Origin of the sequence: Mesorhizobium sp. M1273 (genome assembly GCF_040318195.1) — a bacterium.
GTDB lineage: Bacteria > Pseudomonadota > Alphaproteobacteria > Rhizobiales > Rhizobiaceae > Mesorhizobium.
Genome location: NZ_JAMYLV010000038.1, coordinates 34,944 through 56,548 on the forward strand (window position 1 = coordinate 34,944; position 21,605 = coordinate 56,548).

The 21,605-nt window shown below is 62.1% G+C and carries 20 protein-coding genes and 1 tRNA gene; 10 read left to right on the forward strand and 11 right to left on the reverse strand.

Annotated features, from left to right (window positions below):
• Positions 1–75 precede the first annotated feature (75 nt).
• From NKH30_RS27945 to hflX, 5 genes are all read left to right on the forward strand, one after another.
• Positions 76–2,361, forward strand: coding sequence for a sensor histidine kinase NtrY-like (locus NKH30_RS27945; protein WP_352502927.1), 2,286 nt, complete (start codon positions 76–78; stop codon positions 2,359–2,361).
• Positions 2,351–3,712, forward strand: a complete 1,362-nt coding sequence (gene ntrX, locus NKH30_RS27950) for a nitrogen assimilation response regulator NtrX (protein WP_352471845.1) — start codon at positions 2,351–2,353, stop codon at positions 3,710–3,712. The genes NKH30_RS27945 and ntrX overlap by 11 nt, the downstream gene beginning before the upstream one ends.
• 88 nt (positions 3,713–3,800) lie before the next feature.
• Positions 3,801–4,664, forward strand: a complete 864-nt coding sequence (locus NKH30_RS27955; protein ID WP_352997575.1) for a D-amino-acid transaminase — start codon at positions 3,801–3,803, stop codon at positions 4,662–4,664.
• A gap of 145 nt (positions 4,665–4,809) precedes the next feature.
• Positions 4,810–5,055, forward strand: coding sequence for an RNA chaperone Hfq (gene hfq, locus NKH30_RS27960; RefSeq protein ID WP_006202172.1), 246 nt, complete (start codon positions 4,810–4,812; stop codon positions 5,053–5,055).
• Positions 5,056–6,447 (forward strand): GTPase HflX, encoded by a 1,392-nt coding sequence (gene hflX, locus NKH30_RS27965; protein ID WP_352502925.1) that lies wholly within the window; start codon positions 5,056–5,058, stop codon positions 6,445–6,447.
• 6 nt (positions 6,448–6,453) lie between these two features.
• Here hflX and mazG read toward each other — a convergent pair whose 3' ends face one another.
• Entirely contained in the window at positions 6,454–7,278 is an 825-nt protein-coding gene (gene mazG, locus NKH30_RS27970) for a nucleoside triphosphate pyrophosphohydrolase (protein WP_352471848.1), read from the reverse strand.
• Between the two features lie 136 nt (positions 7,279–7,414).
• On the reverse strand, positions 7,415–8,599 hold the full coding sequence (locus tag NKH30_RS27975; RefSeq protein WP_352928686.1) for an amino acid aminotransferase: 1,185 nt from the start codon (positions 8,597–8,599) through the stop codon (positions 7,415–7,417).
• A gap of 218 nt (positions 8,600–8,817) precedes the next feature.
• Here NKH30_RS27975 and NKH30_RS27980 point away from each other — a divergent pair, with 218 nt between their 5' ends.
• The 4 genes from NKH30_RS27980 to NKH30_RS27995 are packed head-to-tail and all read left to right on the forward strand — an operon-like array spanning position 8,818 to position 11,440.
• Positions 8,818–9,351, forward strand: a complete 534-nt coding sequence (locus tag NKH30_RS27980; protein ID WP_502911532.1) for a sigma-70 family RNA polymerase sigma factor — start codon at positions 8,818–8,820, stop codon at positions 9,349–9,351.
• Entirely contained in the window at positions 9,348–10,121 is a 774-nt protein-coding gene (locus NKH30_RS27985) for an anti-sigma factor family protein (protein WP_352471852.1), read from the forward strand. The genes NKH30_RS27980 and NKH30_RS27985 overlap by 4 nt, the downstream gene beginning before the upstream one ends.
• 24 nt (positions 10,122–10,145) lie before the next feature.
• Complete coding sequence (locus tag NKH30_RS27990) at positions 10,146–10,853, forward strand: Bax inhibitor-1/YccA family protein (RefSeq protein ID WP_352448927.1); 708 nt, start codon at positions 10,146–10,148, stop codon at positions 10,851–10,853.
• Positions 10,854–10,885: 32 nt separating this feature from the next.
• Positions 10,886–11,440, forward strand: a complete 555-nt coding sequence (locus tag NKH30_RS27995; protein WP_352682718.1) for a DUF2076 domain-containing protein — start codon at positions 10,886–10,888, stop codon at positions 11,438–11,440.
• A gap of 102 nt (positions 11,441–11,542) precedes the next feature.
• Here NKH30_RS27995 and NKH30_RS28000 read toward each other — a convergent pair whose 3' ends face one another.
• From NKH30_RS28000 to NKH30_RS28040, 9 genes are all read right to left on the reverse strand, one after another.
• Entirely contained in the window at positions 11,543–12,133 is a 591-nt protein-coding gene (locus NKH30_RS28000; protein ID WP_352471855.1) for a hypothetical protein, read from the reverse strand.
• A 205-nt stretch (positions 12,134–12,338) separates the two neighbouring features.
• Complete coding sequence (locus NKH30_RS28005; RefSeq protein WP_352542013.1) at positions 12,339–13,157, reverse strand: MBL fold metallo-hydrolase; 819 nt, start codon at positions 13,155–13,157, stop codon at positions 12,339–12,341.
• Positions 13,158–13,160: 3 nt separating this feature from the next.
• Complete coding sequence (locus NKH30_RS28010; RefSeq protein ID WP_352997577.1) at positions 13,161–13,955, reverse strand: TatD family hydrolase; 795 nt, start codon at positions 13,953–13,955, stop codon at positions 13,161–13,163.
• Positions 13,955–15,538, reverse strand: a complete 1,584-nt coding sequence (metG, locus tag NKH30_RS28015; protein ID WP_352772954.1) for a methionine--tRNA ligase — start codon at positions 15,536–15,538, stop codon at positions 13,955–13,957. Before metG ends, NKH30_RS28010 begins: the two co-directional genes overlap by 1 nt.
• 122 nt (positions 15,539–15,660) lie before the next feature.
• Positions 15,661–16,716 (reverse strand): DNA polymerase III subunit delta', encoded by a 1,056-nt coding sequence (locus tag NKH30_RS28020; protein WP_352997578.1) that lies wholly within the window; start codon positions 16,714–16,716, stop codon positions 15,661–15,663.
• A complete protein-coding gene (gene tmk, locus NKH30_RS28025; RefSeq protein WP_352448921.1) occupies positions 16,713–17,387 on the reverse strand; it encodes a dTMP kinase in 675 nt (224 codons plus the stop codon). Before tmk ends, NKH30_RS28020 begins: the two co-directional genes overlap by 4 nt.
• 64 nt (positions 17,388–17,451) lie before the next feature.
• Positions 17,452–18,612, reverse strand: coding sequence for a D-alanyl-D-alanine carboxypeptidase family protein (locus tag NKH30_RS28030; RefSeq protein ID WP_352997579.1), 1,161 nt, complete (start codon positions 18,610–18,612; stop codon positions 17,452–17,454).
• 101 nt (positions 18,613–18,713) lie between these two features.
• Positions 18,714–19,937, reverse strand: coding sequence for a septal ring lytic transglycosylase RlpA family protein (locus NKH30_RS28035; RefSeq protein WP_352613614.1), 1,224 nt, complete (start codon positions 19,935–19,937; stop codon positions 18,714–18,716).
• Positions 19,938–20,211: 274 nt separating this feature from the next.
• Positions 20,212–20,943: a hypothetical protein gene (locus NKH30_RS28040; RefSeq protein ID WP_352997580.1), complete on the reverse strand. Its 732-nt coding sequence runs from the start codon at positions 20,941–20,943 to the stop codon at positions 20,212–20,214.
• A gap of 460 nt (positions 20,944–21,403) precedes the next feature.
• On the opposite strand from NKH30_RS28040, the gene NKH30_RS28045 reads away from it, so the two are divergent.
• Positions 21,404–21,493: transfer RNA gene (locus NKH30_RS28045), tRNA-Ser, on the forward strand.
• Positions 21,494–21,605: the final 112 nt, after the last annotated feature.

The following is a 21,605-nucleotide window of genomic DNA, read 5'->3' on the forward strand; positions in this document are numbered from 1 at the left end:
CTCGGCCACACTTGTTGCATAATCGCCACAATGCGTTGCATACATCCGACGCAATCACTGGCTCTAGACGGCGACATGGCCCTGCACGCACCGACACTGAGCAAATCGCTTTTCAGCAATACCGGCGCGCGAGACGGTCGCCGGCTGCTTGCGCTGCCGGGCGTGATCGCCGTTGCCGGTGCGCTGGTGACGGCGGCGATCTCCTTCGCCATTCTGGTCGGCGCGACGCCGATCACGCCCGACGCGAGGACGACGCTGGCGCTGATTGCGCTTAATGCGGCGTTCGTCCTGTTTCTGATCTTGCTGGTCGGCCGCGAGGTGCATCGCATCCTGATGGCACGCCGGCACGGCAAGGCTGCGTCGCGCCTGCATGTCCGCATAGTCGCGATGTTTGCGCTGGTCGCCGCCATCCCCGCGATCATGGTGGCGATCATCGCGTCGATCACGCTCGACATCGGCCTCGACCGCTGGTTCGAGATCCGCACCAAGACGATCGTCAATTCGTCGTTGTCGATCGCCGACGCCTATGTGCAGGAAAACGCGCGAAATCTTCAGGGCACGACGTTGTCGATGGCTTACGACCTCGACGCTTCGCGCACGCTCTACGGTCTCGATCGCACCGGGTTCCTCGATCTCATGAACAAGGAGGCGGTGGGACGCTCGCTGGCGCACGCAGCACTCATCAAGCCCGATGGTTCCTTCGTTATGAGCGCCAAGACCGACGCGGACTTTGCCATGCCGGAGCCGCCTGAGGGCGCCGTGGCAAGCGCTGCCGACGGCAAGCCGGTGCTGATAGAGCCGCGCACCCGCAACATCATGGGTGCGATCGTCAAGCTGCGCGAGATCGACGGGCTCTATCTCTACACCATCCGCCTCGTCGATCCCGAGGTGATCAAGGCACGGCAGATCGTCAAATCCAACACCGCCGAATATCGCGGTCTCGAAGACAATCGCCGCACCTCGCAAGTGGCTTTCGCGCTTCCCTATCTGTCGCTGACGCTGATCATCATCCTGTCTGCCATCTGGACCGGCATTGCGGTGGCCGACCGCCTGGTGCGGCCGATTCGTCAGCTCATCGGCGCGGCCGATGAGGTCGCCACCGGCAATCTCGACGTAGCCGTGCCTGTCCGCCCCTCCGACGGTGACGTCGCCTCGCTCGGCGACACCTTCAACAAGATGCTGATGGAGCTGAAATCGCAGCGCAACGAGATCCTGTCGGCCAAGGATTTGATCGACGAGCGGCGGCGCTTTTCGGAGGCGGTGCTTGCCGGCGTCACCGCCGGGGTCATCGGCGTCGATCCATATGGCATCGTCACCATCGTCAACCGTTCGGCGGAAACGATGCTGGCCATATCCGCCACGGCAGCGCTTGGGCAGAACCTTTCGGCCGTGCTGCCGCATGTCGGCCGCGTCTTCGAGATCGGCCGCAAGTCGGGCAAGCCGGTCTATCGCGAACAGGTCACCTTCTATCGTGCCGGCACTGAACGGACCTTCAACGTACAGATCACGATCGAAGCCGGCGACGACGGTTCGGAGGATAAATCCTACGTCGTTACAGTCGATGACATTACCGATCTGGTCCAGGCACAGCGTTCCTCCGCATGGGCCGACGTGGCGCGACGCATCGCCCACGAGATCAAGAATCCACTGACGCCGATCCAGCTTTCGGCCGAGCGTATCAAGCGGCGTTACGGCAAAGTCATCACCGAGGACCGTGAGGTTTTCGATCAATGCACCGACACCATCATCCGGCAAGTGGAGGACATCGGCCGCATGGTCGACGAGTTCTCGGCGTTCGCCCGCATGCCGAAACCGGAAATGAAGGCCATCGATCTGCGCGATTCGTTGCGCGAAGCCTCGTTCCTGGTCGAAGTGAGCCGGGCCGACATCACCTTCGAGCGCGTCTTCGGCAATGAGCCGCTCAAAGGCACGTTCGACAGCCGGCTGATGGCGCAGGCTTTCGGCAACGTCATCAAGAATGCTGCCGAAGCCATCGACGGACTTGATGCAGAGGATCGTCCGCACGGCATAATCCGGATTCAAGCCGGGCGTCAGAATGGCGCGATTCGAATCGACGTCATCGACAACGGCAGGGGCTTGCCGCGCGAGAACCGGCAGCGCTTGCTCGAGCCTTACATGACGACACGCGAGAAAGGCACCGGGCTTGGCCTCGCTATCGTCAAGAAGATCGTGGAGGACCATGGCGGGCGACTCGAATTGCACGATGCACCAGCGGACTTCCACGATGGGCGGGGTGCAATGATCAGCATCATCCTGCCGGTTGCCGCCACCGTTCCGGTACGCGGCGAGGGCAAGACGGAACACGAAAAAGAAACTGAAAAGGTCGGTAATGGCGTCTGATATTCTCATCGTCGATGACGAGGAAGACATCCGCGAACTCGTCGCCGGCATCCTGAGCGACGAAGGTCACGAAACACGCACGGCGTTTGATGCCGACAGCGCGCTGGCGGCGGTCGCCGACCGGGCACCCAGGCTGATCTTCCTCGACATCTGGCTGCAGGGCTCGCGGCTCGATGGCCTGGCCTTGCTGGACGAGATCAAGACGATGCACCCGAACCTGCCGGTGGTAATGATCTCGGGCCACGGCAACATCGAAACGGCAGTCTCGGCCATCCGCCGCGGCGCCTATGATTTCATCGAAAAGCCATTCAAGGCCGACAGGCTGATCCTCATTGCCGAACGGGCGCTCGAAACCTCCAAATTGAGACGCGAGGTTTCGGATCTCAAGCTGCGCAGCGGCGAGACTTTCGACCTCATCGGCATGTCGTCGGCAATGAGCCAATTGCGCCAGACCATCGAGCGCGTCGCGCCGACCAACAGCCGCGTCATGATTATCGGCCCCTCCGGCTCGGGCAAGGAACTGGCGGCGCGCGCCATCCACGCACTGTCGGCGCGCAAGAGTGCACCGTTTGTGACGCTGAGCGCCGCCAACATCACGCCTGAGCGTATGGAGATCGAGTTGTTCGGCACCGAATCGAACGGCGTCGAACGCAAGGTCGGCGCGCTGGAGGAAGCCCATCGCGGCATTCTCTACATCGATGAAGTGGCCGACATGCCGCGTGAGACGCAAAACAAGATCCTGCGCGTGCTGGTCGAACAGCAGTTCGAGCGGGTAGGGGGCACCAAGCGGGTCAAGGTCGACGTGCGCATCGTCTCGTCGACCTCGCAGAACCTGGAAGCCATGATCGCCGACGGCCGTTTCCGTGAGGACCTTTATCATCGCCTGGCCGTGGTTCCGGTCATGGTGCCGGGACTGGCCGAGCGTCGCGAGGACATTCCTTATCTGGTCGACAATTTCATGAAGCAGATCGCTCGCCAGGCCGGCATCAAGCCGCGCCGCATCGGCGACGACGCGCTGGCGGTGCTGCAGGCGCATAACTGGCCGGGCAACGTTCGCCAGTTGCGCAACAATGTCGAGCGGCTGATGATCCTGGCGCGCGGCGACGATGTCGATGCGCCGATCACCGCCGATCTCCTGCCTGCCGAGATCGGCGACGTCATGCCGCGCACTCCAAACAAATCCGATCAGCACATAATGGCGCTGCCGCTGCGGGAAGCGCGCGAACAATTCGAGAAGGACTATCTGATCGCCCAGATCAACCGTTTTGGCGGCAATATCTCGAAGACGGCAGAGTTTATCGGCATGGAACGCTCTGCATTGCACCGCAAGCTGAAGTCGCTGGGCGTCTGACAGCCAAACCAGTCGTGGCCCACGCAATTATCGGTTACGGCGGTCTTGGAATCGCATAAGAAAGCTGGACTTCTTTCAGGGGTTAGCCATGCCGCGCATTGCGTATGTGAACGGGCGCTACGTCGCTCACGCCGAAGCTTCCGTGCATATCGAGGACCGTGGCTATCAATTCGCCGACGGCGTCTACGAGGTCTGCGAGGTGGCACGAGGCTTCATCGTCGACATGCCCCGCCATCTCGCCCGATTGAACCGCTCACTTGCCGAACTCTCGATCGATTGGCCGATCACGCGCGGCGTGCTGCCGCTCGTCATGCGCGAGGTGGTGCGCCGCAACCATGTCGTCGACGGCCTGGTCTATGTCCAGGTGACACGCGGCGTCGCCAGCCGCGAGTTTTTCTTCCCGCCGGCGGAGACGAAGCCGGCGCTGGTGGTGACTGCCAGAAAAGCCGATCCTGCAGCTGCCGCGAAGCGGGCCGAGAGCGGGATCCGGGTTATCACAGTGCCGGAGAACCGGTGGGATCGGGTCGATATCAAGTCGGTCGGCCTGCTGCCGAACGTGCTGGCCAAGCAGAAAGCCAAGGAAGCCGGCGCTCAGGAGGCCTGGTTCGTCGATGTCGACGGCACCGTCAAGGAAGGTGGATCGTCGAACGCCTGGATCATCACCGGGGATGGCGTGCTGGTGACGCGGCCGGCCGAGCACGGCATCCTGCGCGGCATCACCCGTACGACGCTGTTCGACGTGGCCGCCAAGCTCGGCCTGACGATCGAGGAGCGCGGTTTTTCGGTGGCCGAAGCCAAGGCCGCGCGCGAGGTTTTCATCAGCTCCGCGACCACGATTGCCATGCCGGTGGTGGCGATCGATGGCGCTCCCGTCGCCAACGGCCACCCGGGCTCGATAACAGTTTCATTACGGCAGGCCTTTTTTGACGTTGCGGAAAAAAGTCCAGCCTGATAACCGCACAGATGGAATGAACATCAATATATCTCGTTCTGCTTGTCGTTACTGACGGCAAGATGGTGTTTGCGTGCTTGACATGTGCCGGCTAATTTGGCGCATTGGCCTGCAAACCGAAGGGGATCGGCGAAAGACAAGAACAATGGCGGAACGATCGCAAAATCTTCAGGACCTGTTCCTGAATTCAGTTCGCAAGAGCAAAAATCCACTCACCATCTTTCTCATCAACGGCGTGAAGCTGACCGGCGTGGTCACTTCGTTCGACAATTTCTGCGTTCTGCTGCGTCGCGACGGCCATTCCCAGCTTGTCTACAAGCACGCTATTTCCACGATCATGCCGAGCCAGCCGGTTCAGATGTTCGATGGTGAGGAAAGCCAGGGCGCCTGATTGGCACGTGAGAAAGACGCGGACCGCCGCGTTCGCGGAAAACCAGCACATCAGACCGGGACAGAGGCCAACGGCCCGACCCGGGCGGTGGTAATCGTGCCGGTGCTTACCCGGCAGCCGCGTGGCGACGACGACACCAACCGCCCCCGCCTGACCCGTTCCGCCGAGGCTCGTCGCGACGAGGCCGTCGGCCTCGCCAGCGCCATCGACCTCGACCTGGTCCACACGGCGGTGGTGACCGTCAACGATCCACGCCCGGCGACCTTGCTCGGCAGCGGCAAGGTGGCGGAGTTCGCTGAGATCGTCAAAGAGGGCCACGCGGAAGTGGTCATTGTCGATCATCCGCTGACCCCGGTACAGCAGCGCAACCTCGAAAAAGAGTTGAACGCCAAGGTGCTCGACCGCACCGGGCTGATCCTGGAGATTTTCGGCGAGCGCGCCCGCACCAAGGAAGGCACGCTGCAGGTCGATCTTGCCCATCTCAACTACCAGAAAGGCCGCCTTGTGCGGAGCTGGACCCACCTCGAGCGCCAGCGTGGCGGCGCCGGCTTTCTCGGCGGCCCTGGCGAGACCCAGATCGAGTCGGATCGGCGTGTGCTGCAGGACAAGATCACCAAGCTGAAGCACGAGCTCGAAACTGTGCGCCGCACCCGCGACCTGCACCGCGCCAAGCGCAAGAAGGTGCCATTTCCGGTAGTGGCGATCGTCGGCTACACCAATGCCGGCAAGTCGACTCTGTTCAACCGGCTGACCGGAGCAGGGGTGCTGGCCGAAGACATGCTGTTTGCCACGCTCGACCCGACGCTGCGCCGCGTGCGTCTGCCGCACGGCACGCCGATCATCCTTTCCGATACGGTCGGCTTCATTTCCGACCTGCCAACGCATCTGGTCGCGGCCTTCAGGGCGACGCTGGAGGAAGTGGTCGAGGCAGACCTCGTCATTCATCTGCGCGACATCTCCGATCCCGATACGGCCGCGCAGGCCGAAGATGTCGAGCGCATCCTTGCCGATCTCGGCGTCGATGCCCGCGATAGCAAGCGCGTCATCGAAGTATGGAACAAGATCGACCGGCTCGACGAGGGCAACCGGGCGCGGCTGCTTGCCGATGGTGCTGACGGCAAGAAGGCACCGCCGATCGCCATATCGGCGGTAACCGGCGAGGGCATCGATGCGCTGAAGGCGATCATCGAGACGATGATGTCGGGCGAACTGGAGACCTTCACCGTCACACTCAAGCCCGACCAACTCGGCGTCGTCGACTGGCTTTACCGCAACGGCGACATCATCTCGCGCGACGACAATGAGGATGGCAGCGTAACCGTCGCGCTCAAGGCTACACACAGCGCTCGGCAGGAGATCGAAAGCCGATTGCGCCGTCAAAACAACGGGTAGAGGCGTTTACTTCGCGCTTTTTGCCTGCTGCCAGAGCGCTTCCATCTCGTCCAGCGTCGCCTCTTCGAGGCTGTTTCCCGACGCTTGCAGCGTCCGCTCGACATAGTGGAAGCGCGACCGGAATTTTTCGTTGGTGCCGCTGAGTGCCGCTTCGGAATCAATTTTGAGGTGCCGGCCGAGATTGACGACCGCAAACAGCATGTCGCCGAACTCGTCCTTGATCGGCGCAGTGTCGCCTTTGGCCAGCGCCTCGCGTAGTTCGCCGATCTCCTCCTCGATCTTGTCGAGGATCGGCGCCGCCTCGCTCCAGTCGAAGCCGACGCGGGCGGCCTTTTCCTGCAGCTTGAGCGCCCGGGTCAGCGCGGGCAGGGCGACCGGCACGCTGTCGAGAAAGCCCTTGCCATGGTCTTCCGGGTCGAGCCCACGGGCGAGGCGCGCACTGCGCTTCTCCGCCTTTTCCTCTGCCTTGATCTTTTCCCACATGCCCTTGGCCATGCCGGCGCTGCGCGCCTTGTCGTCGCCGAAGACATGGGGGTGGCGGCGGATCATTTTTGTGGTGATGGCCAGGACCACATCGCCGAATGAAAATTCGCCGGCCTCCTCGGCCATTTGCGCGTGGTAGACCACTTGCAGCAGGAGATCGCCGAGTTCATCCCGCAGATCGTCCAGATCGCCACGCGCAATGGCGTCCGCCACTTCGTAGGCTTCCTCGATCGTGTACGGCGCGATTGTCGAAAAGTCCTGCTCGATATCCCACGGGCAGCCGGTTTCCGGCGCCCGCAGCGCTGCCATGATCTCGATCAGTCGGGAAATGTCTTTCGAGGGTTTCATCTGGGAAACGCTATCCTGTACACGGCTGTGCGGCCAACGGCTTCAGCCGGTGAGGGCGCCTTGTCCACAGACGGGCCGCCAGACCATGATACGAAAGTGGAAGCCGGTTTCCGGAAGATCCTAGTTAGCAAAAGCATCAGTCGAGCACGGAGACTATCGCCTTGGCGAGCGCATCCATGCCGTCCTCGGGCAGGCCGGCAACGTTGATGCGGCTGTCGCCGACCATATAGATGGCATGCTCGGCGCGCAGCCGCTCGACTTGCGCTTCCGACAGGCCAAGCCGGGAAAACATGCCGCGATGGCTGGCGACGAAATCGAAACGGTCGGAGTTGGACTGCCGCCGCAGCGCCTCGGCGAACTGGACGCGCAGCCGCAGCATGCGCAGCCGCATCTCTTCAAGCTCTGCCTCCCAGTCGGAACGCAATGCGGGGTCTTCAAGCACGATGCGCACCGCCGCCGCGCCGTGGTCCGGCGGCATCGAATACATGGCGCGCGCCGCCGACAGCATCTGGCCCATCGCCAAATCCGCCTGCGCGCCACCTTTCGCCATGATCAGCGCTGCACCGACTCGGTCGCGATAGACGGCAAAGTTCTTCGAGCAGCTGGAGGCAACGACCATTTCCGGAACTTTTGCCGCCAGAAGGCGCAAGCCGGCGGCATCCGCATCAAGTCCCTCGCCAAAGCCCTGATAGGCGATGTCGACAAAGGGCAGCAGGCCGCGCTCAACGACAAGATCGGCAATGGCAGCCCATTGCGAGATGTCTAGATTGGCGCCTGTCGGGTTATGGCAGCAGCCATGCAACAATACGACGTCGCCAGGATTCGCGGTTCTCAATGCATTCAGCATGTCGTCGAAGCGAACCGCACCAGAAGCAGCGTCGAAATAGGGATATTCGCGTGTCTGCAGGCCAGCGGCGCGCATCACCGGCATGTGGTTCGGCCAGGTCGGATCCGACAGCCAGACCATCGCGTCGGTGCGGGTCCTTTTCAGCAGCTCTGCTACCAGCCGCAGCGCGCCGGAGCCGCCTGGCGCCTGCGCCGCACGAATGCGCGTCATGTCGGCGGCTGGGCCGAACACCAGCCTGGCCATCGCCGCGTTGAAGGCGGTATCGCCGGCAAGGCCGAGATAGGTCTTGGTATCCTGGCCCTGCAGCAGCCGCTTTTCGGCTTCGCGCACCGCGCGCATCACCGGCGTCTTGCCGTCGCGATCCTTATAGACGCCGACCCCAAGATCGACCTTGTCGGGACGCGGGTCGGCGCGATAGAGGCCGATCAAGGCCAGGATCTTGTCGGCAGGCGCGGGCTGGAGATTTTCGAACATCGATAAGGTTCCGTTGGCGGCGGAGTGATACGCAAACCGGCCGTGCTTTGCCAGCAGTTTCATATGCGCCAACTCGGCGCCGGTTTGCCTCGAAGGCGGCCGATACTATCTGGCGGGCGAGAGCGGGCCCGATATCTCCCAGGACGAGAACGCGGCGAGCCGTAAGAAAATTTCGGGGAGAGCGGGATTAACATCCCGACCTGCTCCGTAAACAGGACATGAAACGGCCGATGCCACGCTTCGATATTCTGGGACAGCTCGGTTCGCTGCGCCGCTATGCACGCTCGCTGACGCGCGACAGCGCCGATGCAGAGGATCTGGTGCATGATGCGCTGGTGCGTGCCTATGAGCGACGCGGCAGCTTCCGCTCCGGCGGAAACCTTCGCGTATGGCTGCTGTCGATCGTCCATAATGCATTCATCGACGGTCTGCGGTCCCGCAAATCCGAAGCAATGCGCATCGAACAGGCCGGCTATCTCGCCGAGGCGAATGTCCCGGCGCCGCAGGAACATTCGGTCCGTCTGGCGCAGGTGCGCGAAGCGTTTTTCGAATTGCCGGAGGAGCAGCGTTCGGCGTTGCATCTCGTCGCCATCGAGGGGCTTAGCTACAGCCTGGCCGCTGAGGTGAGTGGCGTGCCGCTTGGCACGCTGATGTCGCGCATCGGCAGGGCGCGTGCGACCCTGCGCGAGATGGAGGACGCGGTGCCGGCACGCGCGAAAGGCCATCTGAAGATCGTCGGAGGTGGATCATGAACCAACTGCGCGATCCCGTCACCGACACCGATCTCGACGCCTATGTCGACGATCAGCTGGACGTGGCTCGTCGCATCGAGGTCGAGGCGTTCCTTTCGGCCCGCCCGGACGCGGCCGCGCGGGTGATGTCCGACTTACGGATGCGTGACGAATTGCGCGTGGCGCTTGCCGGATCGAAAGGCATGGCGCGGCCCGCGACGGCCGATGCTGCACGGCGGCTGGAGCGGGGATTGGCGCGCGGCCGCGTCCTTGGTGCTTTGCAGCGAGCTGCGGCAGTTGCTGTCTTCGTCGCTGCCGGCTGGCTTGCGAACGGGCTCATCGGACCGATATCGGTGACGGAAGTCGTCGCTTCGACCCATCCGCCGGCCTATGTGGAGGACGCGGTCCGGGCGCACCGCACGACGCTCGTGCGCGAGGCGATGTCGTCGCAACCCGAAGCACCCGGCTACAATGCCGACGAAATCCGCGCCGCGACGGCGATCGTGATGCCATCGCTGCCGGCGGACTGGACGGTCCGTGACGTGCAGATCTATCCATCGCAATTCGGACCGAGCGTCGAGATGGCTGTCGAGACGAAAGAGATGGGGCTGGTCTCGTTGTTCGCGATCAGGCCCGGAACATTCGACGTCGTCAAGCCGACCGTCGTTCCCTCGGGCGAAGTTTCCTCGGCTTATTTCCAGATCGGCGAGGTCGCCTACGCGGTCGTCGGACGCAGCGATGTCGGCGGTCTCGATCGCACGGCCGAAGCGCTCGCCAAAACGCTTTACTGATCGACCTGCAAGAAGGAGAACCACATGAACAATCTCGGATATATCGGGGCCGGAGCCCGAGCCGGAGCCGTCTACGATGAAGGCCTGCGCCGGCACATGCTGCGCGTCTATAACTATATGGGCCTTGGCCTCGTCGTTACGGGCGTGATCGCGTTCGTGGTGGCTTCCACGCCCGCTCTTTACGTGCCGATCTTCTCCACACCGCTGAAATGGGTGGTGATGCTGGCCCCGCTGGCCTTTGTGCTCTTGTTCTCGTTTCGGATGCAGGCGATGTCGGCAGCCGGCGCCCAGGCGATGTTCTGGGCATTCTGCGCGGTCATGGGCCTGTCGCTGGCTTCCGTGTTCCTGGTCTTTACCGGCACCAGCATCGCACGCACCTTCTTCATCGCCGCCACCATGTTCGGCGCGACCAGCCTTTACGGGTACACGACCAAACGCGACCTGACGCAGTTTTCGTCGTTCCTGATCATGGGCCTGATCGGCGTGGTGATCGCCAGCATCGTCAATATCTTCCTGGGCTCGACCGCGCTCCAATTCGCGATCTCTGTGATCGGCATCGCCGTCTTCATAGGCCTCACCGCCTGGGATACCCAGACGATCAAAGAGCAGTATGCGGAAAACTTCGGCGCGGAATCACAGCAGAAACTCGCTGTCTTCGGTGCATTCTCGCTCTATCTGAACTTCATCAACATCTTCCAACTGCTGTTGAACTTCACCGGCGAGCGCGAATAGCCGGCGTTGAACCAAGACCGGAGTTGGACATCATGGACAGAAACGATCAGCAAGCGATCGGACAGCTCTTCGAGAAGTTGGCAAGCGCCGAGCGCCAGGCGCCCCCGCGCGATGCCGAAGCAGAGCGCTTCATCCAGGACCAGATCACCCAGCAGCCTGGGGCGCCATATTACATGGCCCAGACGATCGTGGTGCAGGAGCAGGCCCTGAACGCAGCTCAGGCGCGCATAGAAGAACTGGAGGAGCAGGCGCGGCAGCCGGCCGGCGGTGGACCGCTCAGCGGCTTCTTCGGCCGCAGCGACGGCAGGCGCTCAGGCTCGGTTCCGCGGGTAGGGCGCACCGCCTCCGTTGCAACTGAAGGGCCGCAGGACACGCCACAGCGGGCAGGCGGCGGTTTTCTTGCCGGCGCCGCGCAGACCGCGATGGGCGTGGCGGGCGGCGTGCTGCTCGGCAACGCGATCGCCGGCGTGTTTGGCGGCAGCGAAGCGAAGGCAGCTGAACAGCCGACGCCGCAGCCGGACGAAGCCGATCAGGCAGGCGATGCCAGCTCCGACAATGGCGGTGACTTCGGTGATATGGAGTTCTGATGAGCGACCCAGACTGTGCCTGTACCGGCGCTGGGGACGATTGCGGGTAAGCATAGGCGAGATGGCGAGGGCAACATCCGGGAAGCGAGCCCTCGCCGGCGGCTAATAACCCAGGCGCTTCAGTTCAGCCTTGACCGCTGCGATCGTCTTGAAGCGGAAGTGCTTCGTTGTGCCGTCGCGCCAATGGCAGTCGCATGTGGCGTCGAACTTCCGGCTCGCTTTCAATTGAGTCAGCGCCTTCTGGCCTGGCTTGGGGCCATCGAAGATGCGAACTTCGTAGAGCGTCCCTTCGACATCGTAGTGCATCTGAGCCCAGGAAAGTATCACGATCAGTTCCTTTGCCGGGTCGTGGTCGGCGTTGGCGAGGCCGAGCGCGATGTCCGGTGTGTCGCCCTCTTGTTCACCGAGCGTGACCTGGATTGCGCGATATCTGTTGTCAGCTAGCCGTTGCAGCGCGACGAGCGGGCGTTCCGGATATTCCTCGGCGGTCTGGTAATCGACGAAGAGTGTCTGGAGGCCGTTCCAGCTCACGGCTGTGGTGTGCGGATCAGCATTGTCGGCGAACCCAACAACACGTTTGGCGAAAGCCAGGTCGTTCTCGCCTGGCGTACGACTGACATCCTGAGCTCGCGCATCGGTGAGCGCGCAGGCGAGGGTGAGGGCAAGACCTGCAAGCAGCGGAAGCGTCTTCATGATTCGCAATCCTAGCATGCCCGTTGCCCCCACAGCGCTGTTGCGAATGTCTAAGAGTGAACGGTCTAATCTCGCCGCCAACGGATGCTATAGCCTTTAGTCGCATAAGATAGATTATGGAACTGGCGTAGCCGATTGGATGTGGCGTGAAGATAGCACTCCGCGAGATCCAAACCCGCGAACCCAGCCGTAAAAACCTCGCCCTTCACGCTGATTCGTAAGGGATTTCGATCGTCATGCCGTCATAAGCAGGCTCGACGTTGGCCGGCGTCTCGGCCATTACCGTGGCGTAGTCGAGCGGAACATGCATATGCGTCAGCACCGCGTTCTTCGGCGCCAGTCCTTCGATCCAGCCAAGCGCCTGGCCAAGCGACAGATGGCTCGGATGGACGGTGTATTGCAGCGCGTCGATGACCAGCATGTCCAGCCCGCGCAAACGCTTGGCGGTCGCCTCCGGAAAGTCGCTGACGTCAGGGCAATAGGCCAGCCCGCCGATGCGGAAACCCAGCGAGGTGATGTCGCCATGGAGCTGCAGCAGCGGTTCGAGGGTGAGGGCGCCGCCCTCGCCTGCGATCACCACCGGCCTGTGGTGGTCGATGATATGGGCGTTGACGATCGGCGGATACGAACTGCCTTGCGGTGTTTCGAAACAGTAGCGGAACGCCTCGCGTAGGCGCAGCATGGTAGCCTGATCCGCATGGATGTCGATCCGGTGGCGCTGCTCGAGCACGAAGCCGCGCAGATCGTCGATGCCGTGGATATGGTCGGCATGCGGATGTGTATAGACCACCGCATCGATGCGCTTGACGGATGCCAGCAGCATCTGCTCGCGGAAATCCGGGCCGGTGTCGATGACGACCGTGGTCCGGGCGCCATTCGCCGCGATCCGCTCGACAAGCGCTGCGGTGCGCGTGCGCCGGTTCCGGGGATTTGCGGGATCGCAATTGCCCCAGTCGCCGGTGATGCGTGGCGTGCCCGGCGATGAGCCGCAGCCGAGGACGGTAAGACGTAACCGGTCGCTCATGCGTCAGGCGCCCGTCGCGCTCGGGCGCGGCATTTTCCCGAACAGCCGGATGAAGTTATCCGTGGTGATGTCAGCGATCTCGGCATCGCTGACGCCGATCGTCTCGGCCAGCACCTTGGCTGTATGCGCGACATAGGCGGGCTCATTGCGCTTGCCGCGAAACGGGATCGGCGCCAGGTATGGCGCGTCGGTTTCGACCAGCAGACGGTCGCGCGGCACATCGGCGGCGACGGCGCGCAGCTCGGCGGAGTTCTTGAAGGTCAGGATTCCGGAAAACGAGACGTACCCGCCGAGCGCCACGCCGATCTCGGCCAGCCGGCGTCCCGACGAAAAACAGTGCAGGATGAAGGGGAAGGCGCCCTTCCCTGTTTCTTCTTCGAGGATATCAGCCATGTCATCGTCGGCGTCGCGCGAATGGATGACCAGCGGCAGACCGGTCACGCGCGCCGCGGCGATGTGGGTGCGAAAGCCCCGCGCCTGTGCGTCGCGCGGCGCATGGTCGTAGAAATAGTCGAGCCCGGCCTCGCCGATCGCCACCACTTTGCGATGAGCAGAGAGCCGCACCAGATCATCGACAGTGACGTCAAGCTCTTCGGCCGCATTATGCGGATGGGTGCCGACCGAGCAATAGACATCATCGAAAGTCTCTGCAATCTCAAGCACTTGGTTAAATCGCTTCACCCTCGTCGAGATCGTCACCATTCGGCCGATGCCGGCCGCTAGGGCGCGGGCGACGATGGCCGCCCGCTCTTCGGCGAAATCCGGAAAGTCGAGATGGCAGTGACTGTCGACCAGCATCAGGCGTTCGCGTCCTGCTTTTCGTAACGCGGAAAGACCGCCTCCGGCGCGGGCAATGCCGTGCCAGGCACCAGCGCATAGTCGGCGTGGACATGCGCAAAGTCACGGTTGTCTGCCGGCACCGCCAGCAGGTCGAGCAGCTTAGCAGCCGACCCCGGAACAAAGGGCTGGCAGAGCAGCGTCACGCGCCGGACGACTTCGATCGTCGTCCACAGAACTGTCTTCATACGCTCTGGATCGCTTTTGCTTAGCGCCCAGGGTTGCTGAGAGGCGAAATAGCGGTCAGCTTCGGCCACCACTCCGAAGATCGCCGCCAGCGCCAAATGGATGCCCTGATCCGCCATCGCCTTTCGCGCGACGGCGAGTGCCCCCACCGCTTGGTCGAGGATGGCGCTGTCGGCTTCGGTCAGTTCGCCGCGCTTTGGCACCGCGCCGCTGCAGTTCTTGGCGACCATCTTCAGCGAGCGCTGCGCCAGATTGCCGAGGCCATTGGCAAGGTCGGCATTGGTGCGGTTGACGATCGCATCATGGCTGTAGCTGCCGTCCTGGCCGAACGGCACTTCGCGCATGAAGAAATAGCGCACTTGGTCGAGGCCGTAGTGCTCGATCATCGCGAACGGGTCGACGACATTGCCGACCGACTTCGACATCTTCTCGCCACGGTTGAACAGAAAACCATGCGCAAACACGCGCTTCGGCAATTCGATGCCGGCCGACATCAGGAATGCCGGCCAGTAGACCGCGTGGAAGCGGATGATATCCTTGCCGATGACGTGGACGTTCGCCGGCCAGAAAGACCATCTCTCATTGGTCGGATCCGGATAACCGGCGGCGGTGATGTAATTGGTTAGGGCATCGACCCAGACATACATCACATGCTTCTCATCGCCGGGCACCGGCACGCCCCATTTGAATGTGGTGCGCGAGATCGACAGATCCTTCAGGCCGGATTTGACAAAGCTGATGATTTCATTGCGCCGCTCCGCCGGTCCGACGAACTCGGGGCTGTTCTCATAGAGCGCGAGCAGTCTGTCCTGATAGGCGGAAAGGCGGAAGAAATAGCTCTCTTCCTCGGTCCATTCGACAGGCGAGCCGAGCGGTTCGCGGCGCACGCCGTCGTCACCGACCTTGGTTTCGGCCTCGTCGAAATAGGCTTCCTGCCGCACCGAATACCAGCCACTGTAGCGGTCGAGGTAGATGTCGCCATTCTCAGCCATGCGCGTCCAGATCGCCTGGCAGGCCTTGTAATGACGCTCTTCGGTGGTGCGGATGAAAACGTCGTTCGAGCAACCGGTCGCTTCGAGCATCGAGCGGAAGATCGCCGAGTTGCGATCGGCAAGCGCTTTCGGCGTCAGGCCTTCGGCGTCCGCCGTCTGCTGCATCTTCAAACCGTGCTCGTCGGTTCCCGAGACGAAGAAGACGTCCTTGCCATCGAGCCGCTGGAAGCGGGCCAGCGTGTCGCTGGCGATGACATTGTAGGCATGGCCGATATGCGGCTTGCCGTTCGGATAGAAAATCGGCGTCGTGACGTAGTATTTTTCGCGTGCCATGGATGAGCCGTCATGAATGTCTGAATGAAAGATGTCGCGGTGAGATATCGCATCGAAACGGCAATTGCCATCCGACGCCAATGTGGTGGCTTCGAAGTTCCTGCGATTGATTGGGAATCAATACTCAGGGGCTTCAAAAGCCACGCCAGCGGCCGTCACATTCGCATTGCAGAATTCAGGCGGTCGATCATGGTCAGGGCGTGCTGCTTTTTGTCGAGGTTGTAGGTCTCGGTTTCAGATATAGCGTTCAAAGCCGCGTGCCAAGTATCCGACAGCGTTTTGGCTCGCGCGAGATCGCTGGCGAGCGCGGCCTGGCTGGCGCCGGCCGACAGCAGATCAAGCGCGCGGCGATTGAATATCTCGAACGGGATCGCCTGGTCGCGGCCGGCGACCGCCTCGGCAAGACGGTAGGCGCCCGCGACATCTAACTTCTTGGACATCACCAGAGCGTCGAGGGTGGCGGCGATTTCGAGCCCGCCATACTGCGTCAACAGGATCGCATTGCGCGCGCTGCCCCCAGACCGCTCCGCCAGCGCCGCGCGCGCCGCAGGATCCTCCGGTGGCGGCGGCTCGATGCCCTCCAGAACCGTCATCAAGCTCTCGGCATCGAGCGGCGCCAACCGCACCATCTGGCAGCGCGACCTGATCGTCGGTAGCAGACTGCCCGGCGCATGGACGATGAGGATGAATAAGGTGCGCGCGGGTGGCTCTTCAAGATTCTTCAGCAAGGCATTGGCAGCATTGGTGTTCATGTCGTCGGCGGGATCGACGATAACCACCCGGTAGCTGCCGTCATGCGACGTCAGCGACAGAAAACGGCTGACCTTGCGGATTTCGTCGACCGTGACCACTGTCTTGAAGCTCTTGGTCTTGTCGTTCACCGGGCGTGTAAGATGCAGCACCGAAGGATGCGCGCCGGTGGCGATCTGTCGAAACAGCGACGAAGCCGGATCTGGAACGGCAAGGCTTTCCGGCGCCTGCTCGAAGGCCGGGTGCTTCAACAGATGATGCGCCAGGTGAAAGGCCAGCGTCGCCTTGCCGATGCCAACCGGTCCGGCAAAGATCAGTGCGTGCGGCAGCTTTCCCGAGCGGTAAGCGGTGGCGAGCATGTTGGCCGCCTGCAGGTGACCGACAAGACGCGGCGTCTCGGATGGCTCGGGCACCCCGTCCAGCGTGTCGTGCTGTTCGGGCGCGATGCGTTCGAAAATCATGCTGGCGCCGCCTGCCTTCTTTGCGCCGGCATCATCCTCTCGAGAGCCGCGAAGACCGCGGCGGTAACGACATCCTCCACCGCATCTAGGTCGGCTGAGGCATCGACGACAACGCAGCGTTCGGGTTCAGCTGAGGCGATCGCGAGAAACGCCTCGCGCCGGCGTTGGTGGATGGCCAATGTTTCTTTCTCGAAGCGGTCCGGTCCGTCACTGCTGCCCCGCCGGGCGGTAGCGCGCCTCAGGCCCTCGGCGGGGTCGATGTCGAAGATCAGTGTCATGTCCGGCACCATGCCGTTGATGGCGACCTTCTCCAATGCGTCCATGAATGCCGGGTCGAGGCCGCCGGTGACGCCCTGGTAGACGCGCGAGGAATCCATGAAACGATCGCAAAGTACGACCGAACCGCGCTCGACTGCCGGCCGGATGACCTGTTCGACATGGTCGGAACGCGCAGCGGCGAAAAGCAGAGCTTCCATCTTGGGGCCGAACGGCTCGGCTGCGCCTGAAAGCAGGACATGCCTGACCGCCTCCGCGCCCGGCGAGCCACCCGGCTCACGTGTCACCAGCACATCGTATTTCTTGGCGCGCATCTTCTTTGCCAGCCGCTCGATCTGCGTCGACTTGCCTGCTCCTTCGCCGCCTTCAAAAGTGATGAAAAATCCGCGCGCCAAGGCCTTTGTCCATACTTCGGGGACCGTATAGTCCCGGCGGGAAAAAAGGTCCACCGCGACGGTGCTAACGCAGCCAGCCGACGGCCAGTTCCTTGGCGGCGTCGAGCGCGCGCCGCGGCAGCGAACCGACACCGATCGACTCGGCGGCAAACAGCGGCGTCTCCTGGCTCAGTGTATCGCCGATCCAGACGCGCAGCGTACCCACCGGCTGCCCCTCCTCCACCGGCGCTGCCACCGGTCCGTCATAGACGATCCTGGCGGTGAGCTTGTCGCGGTTGGTGATCGGCAGGAAGATCTGCACCGGTCCTTTTGCCTTTAACGCGACACCGGACTTGGCACCGCCAAAGACCTGGGCTTCGCCAACCACTTCGTCCTTGGCGAATACTTCAGTCTTCTCGAAGGAGCGAACGCCCCAATCGAGCAGCTTTCGCGCTTCCTCAGCCCGCTCACGGTCGTTTGCCAGGCCGCTCATCGCCGCGATCACCCTTGTGCCGTTGTGGCTGACCGAGCCGACAATGCCGAACCCGGATTGCTCGCTGGCACCGACCGCGAGCCCGTCGGCGCCTATGTCCATGGCCAGTAGCGGATTGCGGTTCCTCTGGGAAATCTTGTTCCAGGTAAAATCCTTCTGGCCGTAATAGCGGTAGAGATCCGGGTAGTTGCGCCAGATATGCAGCGCCAGAAGCGCGAGTTCGCGAACGCTCGTTTGCTGCCCATCGGCCGGCAGACCGGTGGAATTGACGAAAGTCGATTTCTGCAAGCCGATCTGGTGGGCACGCTCGGTCATCTGCGCCGCGAAGTTTGCTTCGGACCCGGCCATCCCTTCAGCGATGACGATACAGCCGTCATTGGCCGCCTGCACGGTCACGCCCTGGATCAGGTCTTCCAGCCGGATCGTCGACTTGAGCTTGGCGAACATGGTCGATGTCCCCGAAGGAGCGCCGCCTTTGCGCCAGGCGTTCTCGCTCACCACGAAGGTATCATCGAGCGTCATGCGCCCTGATTTGATGGCGTCGAAAGCCACTTCCATCGTCATCAGCTTGGCCAGCGAGGCCGGCGGGATCAACCTGTCGGCGTCCTTGGAAAACAGCACGGTTCCGGTTTCGGCATCGATCATGAAGGCCTGGGCGGCCTTGGTCTCGAAAAGCTGAGCTGAGGCCTGCGCAAGCGAGAGCAGCAGCAGGCCGAGCGCCACAAGCCCGGTGAAAGGGTGAAAAGATTTCATCAGGTTCGACCAGTGAGCCGGCGCTTTTGCAAGTTGGCAGAAGCTATCAGGCTTTTGCCTGGCGGATCAATCGCGCGCGAAAAAACCAGGCAGCCCCGAACTCAGTTGCGTACCGCAAGCGCATCCGGCGCACCATGCGACCACGCTGCCTGCAGCATCTCGTCCAGGCTGCCACGACCGTTGGCAAAGAGGTTGACCGAGTACCAGTCCTTGCCTTCAAGTTCCGAGCGCTGGATTTCGGTCTTGCCGAAGCTGGAAAGCTGGGCAGCCACACGCTCCGCTTCGGCGGCATTCTCGAATGAACCCGCCGCGACATAGGCGGTGGGCGACCCGGCTGGAGGGGCTTGCCGCTTCCACGATTGAAGAAGCTCGGCGGACGACATGCCGGTGCGATCCAGCCCGGCAAACGCGTTGGAGGCGCGCTGCACGCGCTCGTCGGCGTAAGACAGCGACGCCATGGTGAACGGCGATTGCGCCGGCAGGTTGATCTCCGGACGCTCCGGCACGATCGGGCCGAAATCGGGCAGTACAATGTCTCCCGAAGCAGATGCTTGCACCGCCATGACAGGCCGTGCATCGGATCCCTGCCCGGAATTCGTCAGCTGACCGGGGAATGGCACGGCAGCAGCGCTCACCGGCAGGCTTGGCGACGGCCCATTCATCGCGACCATGACGCCGCTGGGCAGACCGTCCGACGGATCCGGCGCCCTGTTGCCTGGACGATACGAAGCCACCAGATACTGCCCGTCATTGCCTTCGAGCGGCGCACGGCCGACATATTCAACCTTCACCTCGGCCGTACCGACATTGGCATAGTCGAGCATTTCAGCAGCGCGCTTCGACACATCGATGATGCGTCCATCATGATAGGGCCCGCGGTCGTTGACGCGCACGATCACCGAGCTGCCGGTCTTCATGTTGGTGACCCGCGCATAGCTCGGCAGCGGCATGGTCGGATGCGCCGCCGTCAGATCTGCCATGTCGTAGACTTCGCCGTTGGCCGTCAACCGGCCGTGGAAGGCCTCACCGTACCAGGATGCGAGGCCAACCTTGGCGTAACGCTTGTCTTCCTTCGGATAATACCACTTGCCGCGCACCTGATAGGGCTTGCCGAGCTGGTCGCGTCCGCGAGACGTCTTGAACATGACGCGCGGGCTGGCTTTCACGCCGTATTCGGCTTCGGAAAAATATTCCTTGGAGCGAGGTTTCTTGTTGACCATCGCCCTTTGCTGCGGCCCGGCACATGCTGCAAGAAAGGCTGCCGACAAGGCAAACAGCGCGAAAGCGGAAGCGCGACGAAGACGCGGGCGCGCCGTGGTCTGCATATTTTGATTGTCCCCTATAGCATCGACGAAGGCACCGCAGCATGAACGTCAGCGATGCCAAAGCACCCACTCCAGAAACGCCGGCGACGCCCTACCCCAATCCTTTTTGTGCGCAGGAATTGTTTATCACCGTATTAACCGATTGTGGTCGGAACCGGGCGAGATTGTGGCATGGACCGCTTCGCTGATCGGCATGAAAATCATCGCTTATCGATCAGAAACGCTCGTTGGTGGCGCACTTTGCCCCTGGCTTGGCGTATCTGCGAGCGCAGATTCAGGGACCGAAGATCACAAGTTCGGTGAACGTCAGATCTCCAGGTGCGGGTGGTCTGGGACCTTTGAAGTATTTCAGCCCCTTGTTGGGGCGGTACCATCCCACCAAGCCTGGAATCCGCTCCTTGGCGTCGACAAAGCAAACCAGGATTCCGCTTCGCAAGAGAAAGCGCCCCATCGCGCCGGCGCAGCGGCCCAAATCCGCAAGCGAGCGGCAATAGATGACTTGGTGGCATCGGATAACACCGTGCAACATTCGGCGCGGCATCAACACCAGGGGGAACGCTACTCCGTCGCAAATGCAGATCAACGACAGGCAGCCCAGCGCGGCGTGTTCCGACAGTATGTATCTCTCACTCTCGGGCAGCATCGCCAATTCCGGGAGATCGGGACGCACTTCGACCACGCGACATGACCGCTGCGCCGAACTTAAAGCCGGCAAGAAGGTAAATTGTCCGCTGGAGAAGAGCCGAAAGCCGAGCGCCCGGTTGGCTTTCAATGTCGCTTGTGCAGGCGAAATGTTCGTGTAGGTCACGTCCTTCCGCTTGAGAACCGCCGCAACCAACATGGCGCCATAGGGACGGAAATCTGCATCGACTGACCAGCTTGAAAGATTGCAGCGAATTTCCTCGCTCTCCGACCCGTGATAGCGAGCATAAAGGGTGAGCACGACGCCGACGATCCGACCGGCATGCTCCAAAGCAAAGCCATATTGTGGGAACTCGGCAACCACAGGCCGCTGCGACAAGCGGGTCAGAGCGTGTATCCAGTAACTCCGATTACGCGCCGGAAAGCCCCTGCACAGGCAATCAACCACTCCCTCCCAGTCGGTTTCGCGGACTGGTCTACAGCGAAGACCGGGCGGGAGAGCGCCAAGTACGGCCAAAATCAACTCCAGAATACGATTTACTTACATGTGCCTAACGCGCCCAACATATCAGCGCTCAACGATTAATAGTCCGTGCGGGTTTTAAAAACGATTTTCCACACTCAGCACAAACACAGCTCGCCATGACGCTGCTCACCGCCCTGGATCGCGCCGAAAGGTGCGGCCGCCACGGTTGACTTGGCGCTGAATGCGGCTTTACAGGAATGGAGCGCGAACCGGTCGGGGAACGTCCTGGTGCCAATCCGGTACCGACAACTCGAACCCGCTCCTCTCGCGATATCCTAAGTGATTGAAAAATCACCTTGGAGGGATGGCCGAGCGGTTTAAGGCACCGGTCTTGAAAACCGGCGTGGGTGCAAGCCCACCGTGGGTTCGAATCCCACTCCCTCCGCCATATCCGTCTTTGTCCAACCCGGAGACATGGGTAACAGATTGTACTTAAGACATGGGTGACAACCTCGTGCCGAACGGGTTGTCGATGGTCTGCAAGGTCCTCTGTTCCAAGT